At 48.7% G+C, this 19,025-nt stretch carries 17 protein-coding genes; 16 read left to right on the top strand and 1 reads right to left on the bottom strand.

What is annotated here, in order from left to right; all coding sequences use genetic code 11:
- The first annotated feature begins 260 nt into the window (after positions 1–260).
- The 14 genes from ACZ481_RS24105 to abc-f all read left to right on the top strand — a co-directional run bounded on the left by ACZ481_RS24105 (position 261) and on the right by abc-f (position 15,368).
- A complete protein-coding gene (locus tag ACZ481_RS24105) occupies positions 261–1,223 on the top strand; it encodes an ABC transporter permease (protein WP_464767883.1) in 963 nt (320 codons plus the stop codon).
- A complete protein-coding gene (locus ACZ481_RS24100; RefSeq protein ID WP_464767882.1) occupies positions 1,213–2,217 on the top strand; it encodes an iron chelate uptake ABC transporter family permease subunit in 1,005 nt (334 codons plus the stop codon). The genes ACZ481_RS24105 and ACZ481_RS24100 overlap by 11 nt, the downstream gene beginning before the upstream one ends.
- Positions 2,214–2,972 (top strand): iron ABC transporter ATP-binding protein, encoded by a 759-nt coding sequence (locus tag ACZ481_RS24095; protein ID WP_464767881.1) that lies wholly within the window; start codon positions 2,214–2,216, stop codon positions 2,970–2,972. The genes ACZ481_RS24100 and ACZ481_RS24095 overlap by 4 nt, the downstream gene beginning before the upstream one ends.
- Positions 2,973–3,028: 56 nt before the next feature.
- Positions 3,029–3,976, top strand: a complete 948-nt coding sequence (locus tag ACZ481_RS24090; RefSeq protein ID WP_464767880.1) for a siderophore ABC transporter substrate-binding protein — start codon at positions 3,029–3,031, stop codon at positions 3,974–3,976.
- 267 nt (positions 3,977–4,243) lie between these two features.
- Positions 4,244–4,675, top strand: a complete 432-nt coding sequence (locus tag ACZ481_RS24085; protein ID WP_464767879.1) for an EamA family transporter — start codon at positions 4,244–4,246, stop codon at positions 4,673–4,675.
- A gap of 133 nt (positions 4,676–4,808) precedes the next feature.
- Positions 4,809–6,413, top strand: coding sequence for a PucR family transcriptional regulator (locus ACZ481_RS24080; protein WP_464767878.1), 1,605 nt, complete (start codon positions 4,809–4,811; stop codon positions 6,411–6,413).
- A 233-nt stretch (positions 6,414–6,646) separates the two neighbouring features.
- The gene (locus tag ACZ481_RS24075) at positions 6,647–7,816 is read left to right on the top strand and encodes a branched-chain amino acid ABC transporter substrate-binding protein (RefSeq protein WP_464767877.1); all 1,170 of its coding nucleotides are present in this window, start codon (positions 6,647–6,649) and stop codon (positions 7,814–7,816) included.
- Positions 7,817–7,844: 28 nt separating this feature from the next.
- Positions 7,845–8,768: a branched-chain amino acid ABC transporter permease gene (locus ACZ481_RS24070; protein ID WP_464767876.1), complete on the top strand. Its 924-nt coding sequence runs from the start codon at positions 7,845–7,847 to the stop codon at positions 8,766–8,768.
- 12 nt (positions 8,769–8,780) lie between these two features.
- Complete coding sequence (locus ACZ481_RS24065; protein WP_464767875.1) at positions 8,781–9,998, top strand: branched-chain amino acid ABC transporter permease; 1,218 nt, start codon at positions 8,781–8,783, stop codon at positions 9,996–9,998.
- Positions 9,937–10,713, top strand: coding sequence for an ABC transporter ATP-binding protein (locus ACZ481_RS24060; RefSeq protein WP_464767874.1), 777 nt, complete (start codon positions 9,937–9,939; stop codon positions 10,711–10,713). Before ACZ481_RS24065 ends, ACZ481_RS24060 begins: the two co-directional genes overlap by 62 nt.
- Complete coding sequence (locus ACZ481_RS24055) at positions 10,707–11,435, top strand: ABC transporter ATP-binding protein (protein ID WP_464767873.1); 729 nt, start codon at positions 10,707–10,709, stop codon at positions 11,433–11,435. The genes ACZ481_RS24060 and ACZ481_RS24055 overlap by 7 nt, the downstream gene beginning before the upstream one ends.
- Entirely contained in the window at positions 11,429–12,583 is a 1,155-nt protein-coding gene (locus ACZ481_RS24050) for a M20 family metallopeptidase (RefSeq protein ID WP_464767872.1), read from the top strand. The genes ACZ481_RS24055 and ACZ481_RS24050 overlap by 7 nt, the downstream gene beginning before the upstream one ends.
- 228 nt (positions 12,584–12,811) lie before the next feature.
- On the top strand, positions 12,812–13,576 hold the full coding sequence (locus ACZ481_RS24045) for a serine hydrolase (RefSeq protein ID WP_464767871.1): 765 nt from the start codon (positions 12,812–12,814) through the stop codon (positions 13,574–13,576).
- Between the two features lie 313 nt (positions 13,577–13,889).
- A complete protein-coding gene (gene abc-f, locus ACZ481_RS24040) occupies positions 13,890–15,368 on the top strand; it encodes a ribosomal protection-like ABC-F family protein (RefSeq protein WP_464767870.1) in 1,479 nt (492 codons plus the stop codon).
- Between the two features lie 181 nt (positions 15,369–15,549).
- Here the strand turns inward: abc-f and ACZ481_RS24035 are convergent, their stop codons facing one another.
- Complete coding sequence (locus ACZ481_RS24035; protein WP_464767869.1) at positions 15,550–17,019, bottom strand: sigma-54 interaction domain-containing protein; 1,470 nt, start codon at positions 17,017–17,019, stop codon at positions 15,550–15,552.
- Positions 17,020–17,526: 507 nt separating this feature from the next.
- Here ACZ481_RS24035 and ACZ481_RS24030 point away from each other — a divergent pair.
- Together ACZ481_RS24030 and ACZ481_RS24025 are read left to right on the top strand one after the other, a co-directional pair.
- Entirely contained in the window at positions 17,527–18,165 is a 639-nt protein-coding gene (locus ACZ481_RS24030) for a corrinoid protein (RefSeq protein ID WP_464767868.1), read from the top strand.
- Between the two features lie 17 nt (positions 18,166–18,182).
- Positions 18,183–18,983 carry a methyltetrahydrofolate cobalamin methyltransferase gene (locus ACZ481_RS24025; RefSeq protein ID WP_464767867.1) on the top strand — a complete coding sequence of 267 codons (801 nt, stop codon included), beginning with the start codon at positions 18,183–18,185 and terminating at the stop codon, positions 18,981–18,983.
- The last annotated feature ends 42 nt before the right edge of the window (positions 18,984–19,025 follow it).

Below are 19,025 nucleotides of genomic sequence, written 5' to 3'. Positions count from 1 at the left end.
TTGATTAATATACATTCTATTATAATAACATTATAAAATATGTACTATTATTTATCAAATATTTAATGTATAATTAATGAATGATATTGATAATCGTTATCATATTGACTGCGATAGAACAACCGATAGATAAATTGCGTTTACTGGTTAGGTAGTTTGTAGAGAGGTGGGATCAATGTGGCCAGCGCCGTCTGCTTGAACTAGTGCAAGGTGTTGGCCGATTAATTTGGAAGTGAGAAGGGACAAGGTATTGGAAATCTATGAACAAGCATTTTTATCTGACAAGGCCGTTTATGGTTTTGCTGCTGGTCTTACTATCGGCCCTGTCCATTCTGATCGGGGTTAAGAATATAGATTTGCTGCAGCTTAGCAGCCGGGATGTATATGTCATCCTGATCAGCCGGGTGCCGCGGCTGATCAGTATTATTGTCGTGGGCAGCAGCATCGGCATTGCGGGGCTGATTATGCAGACGATTACCAAGAACAAATTTGTTTCCCCCACCACCGCGGGGACTGTGCAGTGGACCCGGCTGGGAATCCTGGTTGCCATTTTATTTTTTGGCAGTGAAACCCACTTTACGAAGATGGCGGTAGCGTTTGCCTTTTCTTTGGCCGGCTCCTTCTTGTTTATCGGTCTGCTGGCCAGGATCAAGGTAAAGAATGCCATTCTCATTCCCCTTATCGGGCTGATGCTGGGGAGCGTGGTCTCGGCGATTTCCACCTATTTTGCCTATCAGTACGATTTGGTGCAGAATATGACCTCCTGGCTGCAGGGGGATTTCTCCCTGATTATCATGGGGCGGTACGAACTGCTGTATGTCGGCATTCCCTTTTTAATTATCGGGTATCTCTTTGCCGACAAGTTCACTATTGCCGGCATGGGCGGGGATTTTTCCCGGAATCTCGGCCTTAAGTACGAGCAGGTCGTTGCCGTTGGCCTTGTTATCGTGTCAATGATTATTTCCGTTGTCACTGTGACTGTCGGTGCCCTGCCATTCCTTGACCTGATTGTACCCAATATCGTCAGCATGGCCAAAGGGGATAATTTGAAAAACAGCCTGCTGGACACAGCGCTTATTGGCGCAAATTTTGTATTGATTTGCGATATTTTGGGGAGGGTGTTGCTATTTCCCTATGAAATTCCCATTGGCATGATTGTGAGCGTGATCGGCAGCGCCATTTTCCTGTGGATGATTTTAAGGAGGAGCAAGCATGCGGTTTAACATGCTATATAGAGCCGCCGGCAGGTTGCAGGTGTCCCGGGACAAACGGGCGCAGACGATCCTGCTGCTGCTGGCGTTCCTTGCCGCCGCCGCCGTGGGCCTGTTCCTGTTTCAGGGCTTGAATGCGGATAACGCTGCTTTTAATTTTCCCCGCCGGGTCAAGGCCCTTGCCGCTATGGTTCTGATAGCAATATGTACCGGCTATTCGTCGGTAGTATTCCAAACGATCACGGAAAACCGCATTCTAACACCCAGCGTTATGGGGCTTGATTCGCTGTATCTGTTCATTCAGTCGCTGGTGGTCTTTTTGTTTGGCGCGCATCAGCTTACCACAATGGACGGTACGCTGCATTTCCTGCTGTCCGCCGGCGCTATGATGTTTGCCTCAGGCATTCTTTATCAGTTTATTTTTGATGGCGAAAACCGCAATGTGTATGTCCTGGTTTTGATTGGGATCATCATGGGGATTTTTTTCAGCGGCATTGCCTCCTTTCTGCAAATGCTGATCGACCCTAATGAATTTGCGGTTTTACAGGATACCATGTTTGCGAGCTTCAAAATCATCAATGAAGAGTTGCTGTTGATTTCCGCTGTCATCACTGCGGGTGTCCTTGTATTCTCCCGGCGTGATTTGCCGCGTTTTGACGTATTGGGGCTTGGCAGGGACACGGCGATCAGCCTGGGTGTCAACTATAACCGCCTGGTACGGCGTACCCTGCTGCTGATTGCCGTAATGGTATCGGTAGCTACGGCGCTGGTCGGCCCCATTACTTTTTTAGGGATTCTGTTAGTCAGTCTAGCCAGAGAGCTGCTTAAAACGTTCCGGCACCGGGACATGATTCTGGGCGCCGTTTTGATTGGCGTGATTGCGCTGGCTTTGGGACAGTTTGTTGTGGAACGAATATTACAGACAGTAACTACGATTGGCGTCATTTTGAATTTTGTCGGAGGGACATGCTTTATCGTTCTGTTGTTGAGGGAGAGCAAGCGATGATTGAGATTAAAAAGGCATTGAAAAAATATGGCGGCAAAACAGTGGTCGACCAGGTTTCGGCAACACTGGAAGAAGGCAAGCTTACTGCCTTTATCGGCAGTAACGGGGCGGGCAAAAGCACCTTGATCTCCATGGTCAGCCGTCTGCTGAAAATGAACGGGGGAAAAATCTATATTGACGGCACTGAGCTGCAGCAGTGGAGCCACGAGCAGCTGGCCCGGCGAATCTCTATCCTGCGCCAGTCCAATCACCTGAGCTTGCGGCTGACCATCCGGGAGCTGGTAAGCTTCGGCCGGTATCCTTATTCCCGGGGCAAGCTGACTGATGAAGATCACGTAAAAATCAACCAGGCCCTTGACTATATGGGCATTGCGGCTATTCAGGACAGCTTTCTGGACGAACTGAGCGGCGGTCAGCGGCAGATGGCCTATATTGCCATGGTGATTGCCCAGGACACAAAATACATTTTCCTGGATGAGCCGCTCAATAATCTGGATATGAAGCACTCCGTGCAAATCATGAAGATTTTGCGCAAGCTGGTGGATGAGATGGATAAGACAGTTATTATCGTCATTCACGATATCAATTTTGTTTCCTGCTATGCCGATAATATTGTGGCTCTCAAGCACGGCCGGCTGGTTAAAAGCGGGCCGGTCGCCCATATCATCAATTCCGAGGTGCTGGCGGAAATTTACGATATGCATATTGACATCAACCAGATAAAGGGCAACAGTATCTGCATCTATTATACCTGATGATTTTTCCCGTCCCTAAGGATGGAAAAATAGAAAACAATCTGAAGGAGGTTTTTATGAAAAAACAATTGGCTTCTTTGCTGGCGGCGGTTATGCTGGCCATGGCTTTGGCCGGCTGCGGGTCATCCGTCTCCGCTCCGCCAGCGGCACCGGCCGCGACTACCATTAAAGTAACGCATATTCTGGGCGAATCGGAGGTTCCTCTCAACCCGCAGCGGGTTGTTCTGTTTGATTTTGGCGCGCTGGATACGATCGATGCCTTGGGGGCGGCGCCGGCGCTTGCTTTGCCCAAGTCCAATATTCCGCCTTTCCTTGCCAAGTATAAGGGCGATGCCTATACTGATGCGGGAGATTTTTACGCCAAGGATTTGGAAAAAATCAACAACTTTAAGCCGGACTTGATTATTCTGGGCGCCCGGCAACAAAAAGTGTATGATGAAATGAAAAAAATTGCGCCCACAATTGTTATGGGAAGTATTGACAGCGCCAAATATATGGAGGACCTTTCCCGGAACAATCTGATGATCGGCGAAATTTTCGGCAAAAAGGCGGAAGCACAGGCCGCTTTGGCTAAAATCAGCGCCCGGATTGCCGAGGTCAGGGCAGTGGGCGAGAAGAACGACAGCAAGGCGCTGATTGTTCTGACCAATGACGGCAATATCAGCGCCTTCGGCGCCGGTTCCCGTTTTGGGCTGATTCATAATGTATTGGGCCTCAAACCTGTCGACCCTGCGCTTAACGTGGGCATCCACGGGGCGAAGATCGGTTTCGAGTATTTTGAAGAAAAGAATCCTGATATGATCTTTGTTGTTGACAGGACCGTTGTTGTCGGCGGCACGCACAAAGCGGCCACTACCCTGGATAATGCCCTGGTTCAGGCAACCAAGGCGGCCAAGAACGGCAAGATTGTCTTTCTTGACCCGACTACCTGGTATGCGACCGGCAACGGGCTGCAGTCTTCTGCCATGATGATAGAGGAAATTGCTGCGGTGCTGGGCATGTAATGTAACGATTGTCGCTGCCGCCATTGCGGTTTTGTCTGCATCAGGGCGGTGAGGAACAGGCTGGGCCTGCGCTGGCGCAGGTACATATCGGGGTTGGCGGCACGCAAAATAGACTGTGCTTACTTGCGCCTACTGCCATAACGGCAGTAGGCGCCTTTATTGCCCGCCTGCCGGGAAGCATTAGCGGCAGCCGGTTTATATACCATGGTCGTTGTCCAGGCATTAATTTGTCCGCTTATACTATAAATTTTATGTGAGGAGGAACTCATGGACCATTTATGGCTGATATTTGGACTGCTATCGGCATTCAGCGCTTCCTTAGTCGGGATTTTCGGCAAGCTTGGCTTACAGTCGGCCGACCCGAATGCCGCTACGGCGGTACGGGCGATAATCATGGCTGTCTTTTTGCTGACGGTTGTCGTTGCCCAGGGCAATATCCAGCAAATCCCCGCGATTATTGCCGACAAAAGAGGGCTGCTGTATATTGCTTTGAGCGGGCTGGCCGGTGCCCTGTCCTGGCTGTTTTATTTCTGGGCTTTAAAATTCGGCAAGGTTTGCCAGGTGGCGCCGATTGATAAGCTCAGCGTCGTGATTGCCACTGTGCTGGCTGTCGTCATACTCGGCGAAAAAATAAATCTTTTAAATGCTATCGGCGTCGGCCTTATTGCCATTGGCGCGCTGATTGTGTCAATCAGTTAAGCTGCCGCCAGGCGGCAAGATTAATCTGTCAAATTTTGTCCGGATTTGGCAGGATTTTTTTTTATTTAGGGTAATTGTTTTAGGAGAACATAATTGGCGGGAAAAAAGGCAGGTTTGGTGAGAGGGTGAAACAATGGCCATTACAGTGAAAGCGTTATTGTCAACGCCGGCATTTGCGAAGTTCGAGGTTTTGGCGGGGAAAAACGGCCTGGACCGTATGGTGACGTCTGTTTCCGTCATGGATGCCCCGGATATTCACAATTGGCTCAGGGGCGGAGAAATCCTCATGACAACCGGTTATATTATGAAGGACGATACGTTGAAATTTCTGGATGTAATCAAAAACATTAATCAGGCCCAGGCCGCGGCCTTGTTTGTCAAAATAACAAGGTTTATTGACACTTTGCCGGCAGAGGTCCTGGCGTTAGCCGAGGAGCTGGCCTTTCCGATCGTATATATGCCGGTAAATCTTGCCTTTATTGATGTCATTCATCCTGTCCTGACCCAAATTGTCAATGACCAGGCCCGCCGGCTGCAGCTATCGGAAAATATCCACCGCTCTTTCACTAACCTTGTCTTGAGCGGCGGTGAAACAGAGCAGATTATCAACACCCTGGGAGCAATCCTGGACCGGGACGTCGCTTATTTCGACCTTTACTTCAGAAAAAATTATATTTCCGCCCAAACGCCACAATTCAGGGACCGCATGGCAAACACGGCGCTGGAAGACCTTTTGCTCCAGTACAGGAGCTATCCGATACGGATTGATAACAGGGTTTACGGATATCTGATTTATTGCCGGCCGGAACAAGACGACAGCGCCGATGACTGCGACGACATTGCTGTCGAGCATGCCGGCACAGTGCTAAAACTTAATGTGCAGAAAAAAATATCGAATCTGGAGATTGAGTATCGCTATAAAAATGAATTTATTCAGGATCTGATTATGAACAATATTAAATACCGTGATGAAGTGACAAACCGGGCCGGCTTGTACGGCTGGGATTTTACAAAAGGCCTGACGGCCGTTCTGGTCGAAATTCACGGTTTTAAGGAAAGCTATCTCGAAGCCGGCGACTCCCAGACTATCGAGTCGCTGGAGATGGTGCGCGGCCAGATCTTTGAAACCTGCAAGCAAATAATAAAGCATAATTTTGCGCCGCTGATTTTTGCCAGCCTGAGTGAGAGTATCGTTTTTCTCATTGAGACCCCGACTGTACAGCTGAACGCCTTCCACGCACAGTTAGCGGCCGTTTGCCGGGAAATGGAAACAAATGTGCAAACAAATCATCATTATTTTGTTACGGTTGGTATCGGCAATCACAGAAAATCCGTAATGGACGTCCATTTGAGTTATCAGGAGGCAAAAACGGCCGCCCGGATTGGCCGGCTGCTCTATAAGCAAAGTCAAACGGTATTTTACAAAACCATCGGTGTGTATAAACTGCTGGCAGCTTTATATAATACCGACGAAGCCGGAGAGTTTTGTGATCTGACCATTGGCAGGCTGAGGCAGTATGATGAAAAATACGGCACTGAATTCTTGCCGACCCTGGTTTGTATTCATGACTGTGACTGGAATCTAAGAAAAACTGCGGAAAAATTGTATATTCATTATAATACCATCAAATACCGGTATAAAAAGATTGCCGATATTCTCAACAGCAATTTGGACGACAGTGAACAACGCTTTGCCATGTCACTGGCGATAAAACTCATTCGTATGTCTGATGAGTAGCTTTGTCTATAAAGGACATTAATTTCATTATTTATTTGTACTATAGAGACAATGGATTATTTTCCTTCATGCTATAGAATAAAAGCATACCATGTAATAGAATACTTTGGGCTGCACGATGAAGTGTCGATCGGAACTGTTTCCGTATCGGCACTTATTCTTTTTAACCGGGAGGTGTGCGCCGGCAAAGCTGGCAGTGGCATGGTATTAATTGTTTTGAAGGAGAGAAAGAAATGATGAAAAAACGGTTTATCAGTCTGACACTTGTCTTGTTTGTGCTGGCCGGTGTGCTGGCCGGCTGTGGCGGCAGCACAAACAAAGTCGCCAAAATAGGTTTTGTTGGTCCTCTGACCGGCGGCAATTCTGCTATTGGTGTAGGCATGAAAAACTCGGTCGAATTGGCAATTAATCAGGCCAATGCCACAGGCAAGCTGCCTTATAAGCTTGAGCTTGTGGCCGTCGACGATGCCGGTGATCCGACAACTGCCGTTAACGCCGCCAATAAGCTGACCTCAGATCCTAATATTGTTGGCGTTGTGGCCCATTTCAACAGCGGCGCGGCTCTGGCCACGGTGCCGGTATTTCACAAAAACGGCTTGCCGGCCGTTATTGCCGCCGCCATTCACCCCAACATTACCAAAGACGGCTTTAAAGAAATAACCCGGGTGATAACAGCCGCCGATATCCAGAATGAAGTGGCCGGCAATGTGGCTGCAAAAGACTGGGGCCTGAAAACCTTTGCCGTCATTCATGATAAGACAGACTACGGGAAAACCAATGCCGAACAATTTATTGCCTCAGTCAAGAATAATGGCGGCGAAGTAGTTGCTTTTGACGGCATTTCGGTTGGGCAGCAGGATTTTTCCGCTCTGCTGACGACAATTAAAAGCAAGAATCCCGACATGGTGTTTTTCGGCGGGGTTGCCACCGAAGCCGCGCTTATTAAACGGCAAATGACGGAATTGAAAATGACGGCTATTTTTATGAGCGATTCAGGGATTCTCTCCGATACGTTTAACAAGATTGCCGGACCTGCCGCTGACGGCACGCTCGCCCACGGTATCGGCAAACCGCTTGAGGATTTGCCGGGCGGCCAAGATTTCATCAAGGCTTACGCCGCGGCCAAATATGCGGAACCGCACGAGGCCTACGCCCCCTTTGCTTATGATGCAGCCAACATCATTATTAAAGGCCTGGAGCAGGTTGGCCCTGACCGCGCCAAGCTTGCCGGCGCGATCCGCGGCATAACAAATTTCCAGGGGATACTGGGCGAGACCACGTTTGATGAACAAGGGCAGACCCGCCTCCAGATTATTACCACCTATATCAGCGAAGAGGGCAAATGGGTCCCCTATTACCGCTCGACCCTGAAAGTAAAAGATAAACAGATCCAGAAAAATTAAGCAAACCCTGGCGAATGGAGTGATGCTTTTGTCCGGCGAACTTATCATACAACAACTGTTAAACGGCCTGAGTCTGGGCTTTATGTATGCGCTGATTGCTGTTGGCTTTACTTTGTTTTTTGGCGTCATTGAGGTTGTTAACTTTGCCCATGGCGAAGTATTTATGCTGGGAGCCTTCTGCGCCCTGGTAGCCAGCGAGGTTTTGCTGGCAACAGGCTTGCTGTCCGGTTCGATACTCTTTTTTGCCCTGGTTTTCCTGGCGGTGCTGGCAGCCGGCGCGGCAGTGGGGATGGCCATGGAGAAAGTCATTATTAAGCCGCTGCGCAATGCGCCGGAGATCATGACATTGCTGATTACACTGGGCGCATCCATCGTTATGCGGGAATCGATTATGCTGTTCTTCCCCAACGGCCGCAATCCTCAGCCCTTTCCCCTTCTAATTAATATGCCGGGCCTGGCCCTGGGCGGCGTTTTCATCAAGCCTGACGTAATTTTAACTGTACTGCTGGCCGGCGGGCTCATTACCGGCTTGTACCTGCTGATCGAAAAAACAGCGTTTGGCCGGTATATCAGGGCCACTGCCCAGGACCGGGAAGCCGCTATGATGATGGGGATTAAGGTCAACAAAATATTCCTCATTACCTTTGCCCTGGGATCAGCCCTCGGCGCGGTCGCAGGCCTCATGAACGGCATGGCCTACGGCATCGTTAAGTTTAACATGGGCTTTGTTATCGGGATTAAAGGCTTTGCCGCCGCCGTAGTCGGCGGTTTAGGCAATGTTTACGGAGCTGTTGCCGGGGGGCTGCTGCTGGGCTTCTTGGAAATTTTAGCAGTTGCTCTGATTCCGGACGGGTCCCGTTTTCAGGAAAGCATCAGCTTTGTGATGGTTATTCTGTTTCTGGTGTTCAGGCCGGCGGGAATTTTTGGTGAACGCGCTTATGAAAAGGTTTAGGAGGAACAGGGGATGTCACTAAAAATTCTGCTGACAGAAATCATTGTTTATCTGCTTTTTCTTGGCTTTGTCAATATTGAAAACCCGGTTGTCGTTATTGCTTATGTTTGCGGGGCGGCCCTGGCCTTTACCGGCCTTCTTCGGTACCGGCGCCCCGCCTGGGACCGTCTGAAAGAGGACTTCCGGCATAACCTTGGACAAGCCACGGTTATGGCCTTTGGCCTCGCGTTGACCTTCCCCTTTCTGCTGGCCGGAAATTCCTACTGGCTGCAGGTGATGAACCTGGCGCTGTTGTATGCGGTCATGGCCCTGGGCCTGAACTTTATGACAGGCCGAGCCGGGCTGGTGTGCCTGGGATATGCAGCCTTTGTTGCCATCGGCGCCTATGTAGTCGGCATCCTTACGCTGAAAGCCGGTCTGTCTTTCTGGCCGGCGCTGCTGCTGGCCGGCCTTATCGCCAGTTTGTTCGGCATCCTGCTGGGACTGCCTGCACTCAGGGTAAAGGGCCACTATCTGGCCCTTGTTACCATTGCTTTTGGGCTGATTATTCAGGAACTGCTGCTGAACATGGAAGAACTGACCGGCGGCACCAACGGATTAATCAACATTCCGTCGCCGTCGATCCTGGGCCATGACCTCGGATCGCCACTGCAGCTGGGTTTTATTCAGTTTCCCTTCCAGGCCAATTTTTATTACCTCAATTTAGTGATTCTCGCGCTTTCAGTCTGGGCCATATACAAATTAAGCCATTCTTTTTTCGGGCTGTCCTTAAATGCCATGCGCGAAGATCAGCTGGCGGCCCAGTGCTATGGCCTTAACCTGACGCTGTTCAAGCTGCTGGCCTTTGCGGCCGGTGCTTTTTTCGGCGGCATTGTCGGCGGCGTATATGCTGGCATGATTAATTTTATTGCGCCGGAAAATTTCGGGTTTCAACAGTCAACGCTGGTATTAAGCATGATCATATTCGGCGGCCTGGATTCAATACCGGGAGCTATTCTCGGGGCAATATTCCTGACGGTTTTTCCTGAGAAGTTTAGAGCCTTTGAAGATTTCCGCCTGCTGTTTTACGGACTTGTTATCGTTGCCTGCCTGCGCTTTATGCCTGAAGGCGTATTGCCATTTAAACACCGTATCTTCAACCCAAAAACACAGCATCAGGAGGGAGAACATGGAACTGCTGAATGTCAAAGACCTGACAATTCGCTTCGGCGGACTGGTTGCGGTCGATAAGGTAAACCTGACTCTGGGGGCGGGGGAGACACTAGGGGTGATCGGGCCCAATGGCTCGGGTAAAACGACATTATTTAATTTGCTGTCAGGTATCTATGCGCCGACCAGCGGCAGTATCGCTGTCAATGGCGCGCCCTGCCACGGTTTGCGGCCTGACCAGGTTTTCAAACTGGGGCTGGCCAGGACCTTCCAGAATGGACGGCTGTTTTGGAATCTCAATGTCGTTGAAAATGTTATGATGGGGATTGCCGAGGTGCGCAAGCTGCCAGGCCTCGGTTCGGCCCTGGCCAAGGGCGGCTGCGCCGGTGACAAGGTTGTACAACAAGCTGTGGAGGTTTTAAGTATCTTTGGCACCCTGCTGACCAGCCAGGCACACAAGCTGGCCAAAGATTTACCCTATGCCGACCGCCGGCGGTTAGAAATTTGCCGGGCTCTGGCGTCAAATCCCCAAATTTTGCTGCTTGATGAACCTTCCGCCGGGATGGATGCTGTCGAAACTCAAACCCTAATGCTGGATTTGCAGACAGTGAAGAATACCCTGCCGCAGTTAGCCATTATTGTGGTTGAACATGACATGGATTTTATTAAAGGTCTGGTCGATCAGGTCATGGTGCTAAATTATGGCCGCTGCATTGCCTGCGGTTCATTTGATGCTGTGGCCCGTCATGAGGAAGTGCTGCGGGCCTACCTTGGCCAGGAGGTGACGGCATGCTGAGACTGACCAAGGTTTCGACAGCCTATGGCGCCATTCCGGTACTGAGAAATGTGTCGCTGACTGTGCCTCAGGGTTCGATTACCTGCCTTCTGGGCAGCAATGGCGCCGGCAAAACGACTGTAATCCGCACCATCCTGGGGCTGGTGCAGCCTTTGGCCGGCGAGATAACCTTCCTCGGCCAGCGGCTTAACTCTTTACCCACCGATGAAATCGTCAAGCACGGCCTGGCGGTTGTTCCGGAGGGGCGACGCGTATTTCCGAAAATGACGGTGGAGGAAAACCTGCTCATCGGCGCCTGCAATATCACCGACAAGCAGAAAATCCGGCAAGGGCTGGCAAGGGTGCTGGCGCTGTTTCCCCGCTTGGCCGAAAGACGGCGGCAGCATGCCGGCACCATGAGCGGGGGCGAGCAGCAGATGCTGGCTATGGCCCGGGCCTTAATGAGCTATCCGAAAATAATGCTGCTGGATGAGCCGTCACTTGGCTTAGCGCCGCGGCTGGTCAATGAAATATTTAAAACCATCGGTCAGATTAACCAGGAAGGCATTACCGTGCTGTTAATTGAACAAAACGGTTTCAAGGCACTGGAAATGGCGCATCAGGCGTATCTGCTGCAAAAGGGTACGGTTGTTATGGAATGTAGCGAGGCCGATCCCCAGGCAAAACAAAAAATTGCGGAAGTGTATTTGAAACAACACAGCAGAGGAGAATCAGCATGCTAAATGCAGTAACCGCGGAAAGTGCCGGCGAAGCCGTTGAGTTGCTCAAGTCAATGCTCCGCATCAACACGACCAACCCACCGGGCGGGGAATATCAACTGGCCCTATGGCTGGCAGCCTGGCTGGAGCAAAAGGGCGTTGCCAGCCAGGTAGTTGATTTCGGGAACGGGCGGGCCAATCTTATTGCCAGGCTGAAAGGGACGGCCAGTCAGCCAGCCCTATTGTACACAGGGCACCTGGATACTGTTCCTCCCGGCGATCTGGCCTGGGATTACCCGCCCTTCGCCGCCGTTCAGGCCGGAGATCTTATTTACGGCCGGGGCGCGTCCGATATGAAGGGCGGCCTGGCGGCCATGATTTTTGCTTTAAGCTGGCTAAAACAACAGGATATTACTCCCAGTCAGGATATGGTTCTCCTGGCAACGGCCGGCGAGGAGGTTGATTGCTGCGGGGCGCAGGCGTTTTGTGATGGCGGCGGCATGAACGGTATTGGTGCTGTCGTTGTCGGCGAGCCTTCCAACGGCGATGTTATCGTCGCCCATAAGGGGGCAGTCTGGCTGGAGATTGTTACAAAAGGCCGCACTGCTCACGGCTCTATGCCGCATCTTGGTATTAATGCCGTTGTTCATATGAATGCCATCGTGTCCAGTTTATATCAGCGCTCCTTCCCCGTTCAGCCGAATGACTGGCTGGGTCTGCCTACTTTTAGCGTCAACAAAATTCAGGGCGGGGTGGCAACCAATGTAGTTTCCGATAACTGCACCTGCACCATTGATTTCAGGCTCATTCCCGGACAGACGGCCAGTGACGTAACGGCTATGGTGCAGTCTGTTATCCAGGAGCTTCGGCCGGCCTATCCGGAACTGGCGGCCGAACTTAACATAGTAAACTACCGCAAGCCGGTTGCCTGCCCGGCAGGACATCCCATCATTGATAAAGCTCTGACCTGGGCCGGACGCATTTCCAGCACCCCTGTCGGCCTGCGCGGCGTAAATTTCTATACAGATGCCTCCACCTTGCTGCAAGGATTAACCCTGCCCGTTATTTTTTACGGACCTGGTGACGATGCCCAGGCGCATCAGCCTAACGAATATATTTCCGTGACAAAGTACCTGGAGGCCATTAATTTCTACGCAAATTTTGCCCGGTAAATATAAAGGCGGTAACAGCGGGAGAAAACAAGAAGGGTTGACGGATGTCAGCCCTTTTATTTATGAAGGAAATCCTGCGGCTACAGATAGCAACATGGCGGTATTCAGCTGGACAGGCCTGGCAGACATAGCCATTGCGTTCTTACTGCTGGGTGGCTGTCATAATTTCGTCATAATTTTATTCTATACTAATTTAGGTAGAAAATGGATTGTGATGAGGTGGTTCCCATGCTGAAAAAAATTGCGTTACTGTTGGTTCTGCTGGCGGCTTTTACGGCCCCTGTACTGGCAGCTTCCCCGCTTGAACGGGAAATCCAAAATGATTTAAAAAACTTTGAAGGCCGGGTCGGGGTCTTTGCCAAAAATTTGCGTACTGGCCGGACGATCAAATTTAACGCGGATGACATATTTCCCACGGCTTCCACCAGCAAATTAGTAGTTGCTTTAGCGACCTATAAGTACTTGTATCCTCAGGCCACACCGGCTAAGGCCGGCCAATATGACCGGCAAATAGAGCGGATGATGACGGTTAGTGATAATAACGCCTTTCAGCAATTGCTGGCTGAGATGGATAGGGGCCACAAAGATGTCCTTGCTAAGACTGTCAGGGATCTGAGACTGCGCAAGACCAAAATACATAGTGAAGATGCCTTCCGGAAATACCAATATCATAGCATAACCACACCCTACGAAATGGGGAAAGTGTTCGAAAGAATCTATACAGGCAAATATCTGAACAAAAGCAAAAACGAACAGCTGAAAAACGAACTGGCTAATACGATTTATAATGACGAAATCCCGCGCTACATGCAGACCCCTGTCTTTCATAAGGTGGGTGAGCTGGATGCAATACTTTGCGATGTGGGGGTAATCCAGGATGGCCATGATCCAATCCTGATCAGCTTTTTCACAGCGACTGCGGATCATGCTTATGCCAGCAATTTTATTGCCAGTCAATCGGCAAAGATTTATAATGCCTTGCGGAGAAAATAGCGAGTGAGCCAATCATCTGTCCCCGGTTGCCAGGTTTTGCGCGTTGAAATGTAAGCTGCGAAATGGTATAGTATTGATAATTAATGTGATTGGAGTTGAAGAAATGTAATTTTTCTTGCTAGGACATAACATAACCAAATTACCGAGCGGAACGCTGCTTGTTTTTGGTATGCTTAGGCAAGAAAGTTACAATTCTTTTCACTCACAGAATATACTTCGTCGCGCCCGGTCAGCGGGCTTGGCTTTGCTGTATTTCATGAGCTGCAAGAATTAACTTTCTTGCAGCTCATTTTTTGTACAGGAGGGACTAACTATGTCTTTAATAAGCGTGACAAAACTGACCTTTGGCTATGACGGCAGTTATGATAATATATTTGACAATGTAAGCTTTCAAATTGATACAGCTTGGAAATTAGGCTTTACAGGCCGCAATGGCAGAGGCAAAACTACCTTTCTCAATTTGCTGCTTGGCAAGCATGAGTACAGCGGGACGATTGCGGCCAAAGTAAACTTTGCCTACTTTCCCTTCTCGGTAACCAATCCCGAAAGCGACACTATTGCTGTAATTGAGACGATTTGTCCGGACTGTCTTACCTGGCAGGTTAGGCGCGAGCTGTCTTTGCTTGAGGTTGCAGAGGACGTTTTATATCGTCCTTTTGCTACCCTTTCCAGCGGAGAGCAGACAAAAGTGCTGCTGGCAACCCTGTTTCTGAAAGAGAATAGTTTCCTGCTGATTGACGAGCCGACCAACCACCTGGATAGGGCGGCGAGAAAAGTTGTCAGCGATTATCTGCAAACTAAACGGGGCTTTATTTTGGTATCTCATGACAGAGCCTTTCTGGATAACTGTATTGATCATATCCTTGCCATTAACAAAACCAATATTGAAATTCAACAAGGGACTTTTTCGTCCTGGTGGGACAATAAAAAAAAGCAGGACAGTTTTGAGCTTGCGGAAAATGAAAAGCTCCGCCAGGATATTGCCCGCTTGTCTTCTGCCGCCAAGCGTACATCCGATTGGTCGGATAAAGTGGAAAAAACAAAAAAGGGCACAAGGAATTCGGGCTTACGACCTGATAGGGGGTATATAGGCCACAAGGCGGAAAAGATGATGAAGCGTTCCAAGGCAATTGAGGCAAGACAACAGGCGGCGCTTGCGGATAAGGCCAAGCTGCTCAAAAACATCGAGAGCGCTGAGCGGTTAAAGATTTCCCAGCTTGGTTTTCATGCAGACCGGCTTATCGAGCTTGATAATGTAGCTGTGCTCTATGGTGACAAGACAGCTTGTGAAGGCGTAAGTTTTACTATTGAGCAGGGCGACAGACTGGCACTGTGCGGTAAAAACGGATCAGGCAAGTCGAGCCTTATTAAACTGATATGCGGCGAAGATATCACCTACACAGGCACTTTCCGCAAAGCAAGCCAGCTCAAAATAGCCTATGTTTCGCAGGATACTTCTTATCTTAGCGGCAACCTAACCGACTATGCCCGCGAGCAGGCGATTGAGGAAAGCCTGTTTAAGGCTATTCTAAGAAAACTTGATTTTTCCAGAGTACAATTTGACAAGGATATGGCCGCCTTTAGCGGCGGGCAAAAGAAAAAAGTGCTGCTGGCAAAAAGCCTGTGTGAAAAGGCGCATTTGCATATCTGGGATGAACCGCTTAATTTTATCGATGTTATTTCCCGCATACAAATAGAAGAATTGCTGCTTGAATATGCGCCCACCCTCCTCTTTGTGGAGCATGACACGGCATTTTGCAAAAATATTGCAACAAAGACGGTAGAACTGTGAGGTTATGATAAAACACGGGATTGGATCCCGTGTTTTTTTACATGATCAGAAAGTATATCCTGATCATAAGTAAGAACGACTAAAGCTTCTGCAAGCGTCCTGAGAGATTTGGCACAAGCCAAGTCTTTTCTTATTTAGGGACTGGAAAGCGAAGGAAAACCATCCATAAAGCCAGGCGGCGCTACGTTAGCGGGGGAGTAATTGTATTGCTGATCGCTTGCGCTTTAAAAACAACAGATTTGATTCCAAGCCGACGGAGGCGATAATGTAAGTCTTGTCTGGAAACGCCTAAGTGAACGGCGCTCCGGCTGACATTACCATTATTTAGCATTAATGCATTTTCAATGGTTTGTTTCTCGTATTGGCATATAAGCTCAGGCAGGGGCTTTTTAGCTGTTGCTGCATTACTTAAGCCAGTAGTTTCTTGATCGCCAATAAGTCTTTTCTTTAAAAAATTGGGTAGATGTTCATTAGATAATACTGCTTCGGTGTTTTCGGCCATACTCATAGCACTTTCAATCACATGCTCTAACTCGCGAACATTTCCCGGCCAATGATAATTTGACAATAAGTACATCAAATCTTGCGCTATAAATTTTATATTCATGGTTAGGGAATCATTGAACCGGGCTACAAACTCCCTGGTCAGTATAGGTATGTCTTCCGTACGCTCACGTAAGGAGGGAATATCCAAAATAACGGGTGTCAAACGGTATAAAAGATCTTCGCGGAAAGAGCCGTTGCGGGCCATAATAAATAAGTCCTGGTTGGTTGCGCTGATTATCCGGCAGGAAATCTTGCGTTCTTTATTATCGCCCAGACGTCGTATTTTCTTATCCTGCAGCAAGCGTAATAATTTCGCTTGTAAAGGAATAGACAACGAATTTATCTCATCCAAAAATAAAGTTCCATTCTCGGCCTGCTCAAAAAAACCGGGTGTGTCTAATGCTCCGGAAAATGCCCCCTTTACAGTCCCCATCATCAGGCTCTCCATCAGCGTTTCCGGTATCGCGGCGCAGTTTACAGCAATAAAGGGGCGAGAACTGTAGGCACTCGCATTGTGGATGCCTTGGGCAACCAGCTCTTTGCCTGTGCCCGTTTCGCCCACGATCATAACAGTAGACTGGTTCTGCGCTACCTTGCGGGCTTGTTTCAGGGTTCTTTGGATGGCGGCACTGTTGCCGATCATATCTTCAAATGTGTAGAGGGTGCCGTTCGTGATTCGGTTAGATTTTTTACTGTTAAAAGAATGTAACACCGTTGTAATTAATTCGTTTATTGAGGGCTTATCCCGGCCGATAGAGATAACGGCAGATAAATTTCCGTTCTGAAAAAATGGGTATGAATTATAGACAATATCGACTTTTTTGCCGGTGATTGTTGTATAAGTCATGTACTGATCCAACAAAGGTTCGGGGTTTTTTGTTACCGCATAGCGTTGGAAGTTTTCAAGCTCCAAGAAATATATGTCAACATCTTTCCTTCCCACCACATGGTTATGGGTTGTCCCATCAATTTTTTTATGAGCTTTATTGCAGATAAGAATAGTTCCATCCACGCTCACGGCATAGACTCCATCTGATACCATATCAATAATGGAATGCAATAGACGGTTCTCAAATTGTAAATCGTCATAAGCTTTCTTTGCCATCAAAACAGCCCCCCTCTGATATTGCAAGAACGTTTTTACAGTATTTGAAAATATTCCTGTCAACTGAAAAGAAATCTTTCAGAATATTGTATATCCTTTCTTGGTGCTTGTAAAGGCTTATTTATTTAAAATATTCAGAAAAATAATGGTCTTGCCTGCAACTTTTCTGCATTTAAGTGAAAGGAATCTTTTCAGTCAGCAGGTGGAGCCGGTACTCATTATGTGGGTTTAACGGAATTTCTTAAACAGGCAACCAGGCTCACCAGTTAAAACGCCCCGAAAATGCTGTTATTATGCCAGTGTATTAAATAAAACAGGAAATTTTTTAAATAGTTTATATTTTTCATGCTGCTTTTTATAACCTATCAAAAAAATGGCATAAATTGTGCAATAGTTAAAGACAACGGCACAATAGCCTGCGTGGAAGCGGGATTTTATCGGGATGAGCTTTTTTACAGTGCTTATTGTGTCATACGTATAACAAACTTTTTTGGAGGTAGGTATTGTATGAGTAATTTCGCAAAGTTAGCTGAAGCGGTGTATCAGGGCGATGATTCTGAGGTCAGGACGATTACCCAGGGTATGATAGCCTCCGGCGTGAAGCCGCTAGAGATTGTCAGCCAGGGCTTGCTGGCAGGCATGGACATCGTTGCGCCCAAGTTCAAGGCAGGAGAAATGTTTATTCCTGAGGTTATGATGTCGGCCAAAGCCTTATCTGAAGGGTTAACCATTGTCAAGCCGCTATTGTCGGCGGAAGATTCAGCCAATGTGTCCACCTTTGTCATGGGAACGGTAAAGGGCGATTTGCATGATATCGGCAAAAATCTGGTAGTCATGCTGCTGGAAAGCGGCGGCTTCAATGTGGTGGACCTGGGCGTAGACGTTGCGCCTGAGACTTTTGTGGCGGCGATCAAAGAACATAAGCCCCGGATTGTCGGCATGTGCGCGCTGCTCACAACTACGATGATGGCCATGCAGGATACCATTGATGCGATTAATGAAGCCGGCCTGCGAGATAAAGTGAAAGTGCTGGTTGGCGGCGCTCCCTTATATCCGGAGTTTGCCGATAAAATTGGTGCCGACGGTTATTGCGTTGATGCCGTTGCTTGCAAAGAAATGGCTGCTGAGTTAGTAGTTAATAAGTAATATGGGGGTTACGCATTGTGCTAATCGTAGGAGAATTGATTAATACGAGCCGGAAGGCTGTCAGCGAAGCGGTTGAGGGGAAAAATGCCCAATATATTCAGCAAATAGCGCGGGAGCAGGTGGCGGCAGGCGCTAACTATATTGACGTCAATTGCGGCAATAAGGTTTTTAATGAAGTGGAATATATGGAATGGCTGGTAACTACCATTCAGGAAGCCGTACAGGCGCCGCTCTGTATTGACAGCCCGAACCCGCAGGCACTCATAGCAGGCTTGTCCCTGGCCAAATACGGTACGCCAATGATTAACTCCATTACCGACGAAGGTCCAAGGTTTGAAGCAATCCTGCCCTTGGTACTGAAGTATAAAGCCAAGATAGTTGCCCTGTGCATGGATGATCATGGTATGCCCGATACGGCGGCCGACCGCATGCGGGTGGTGGATAGCCTGTACGGTAAATTGACTGCGGCCGGGATTAACGATGACGATATCTATTTTGATCCTTTGGTAAAACCGGTCAGCAGCGTTCAGTCAGCGGGGCTCGAGGTTCTCGATACCATTAAACTAATTAAGCAAAACTATCCCAAAGTCCACTTTATGTGCGGCTTGAGCAATGTTTCCTACGGGCTGCCTAACAGGAAGGTGCTTAATCGGTTATTTGTTGCTCAGACTATGGCATTAGGGATGGACGGCTATATTTTGAATCCTACCGATAAGAGCATGATGGGAGTTATCTATGCCGGCACGACCCTGTTAGGCAAAGATGATTACTGCATGGGCTATTTAAAAGCTTATCGCAAAGGACTTTATGAAGAGTAACCCAATTATAGCAAGCTTCCCTTGGCAAGGGGGAAGCTATTT

Source organism: Sporomusa intestinalis, assembly GCF_055383785.1.
This window is presented reverse-complemented; position numbering and strand designations above follow the sequence as displayed.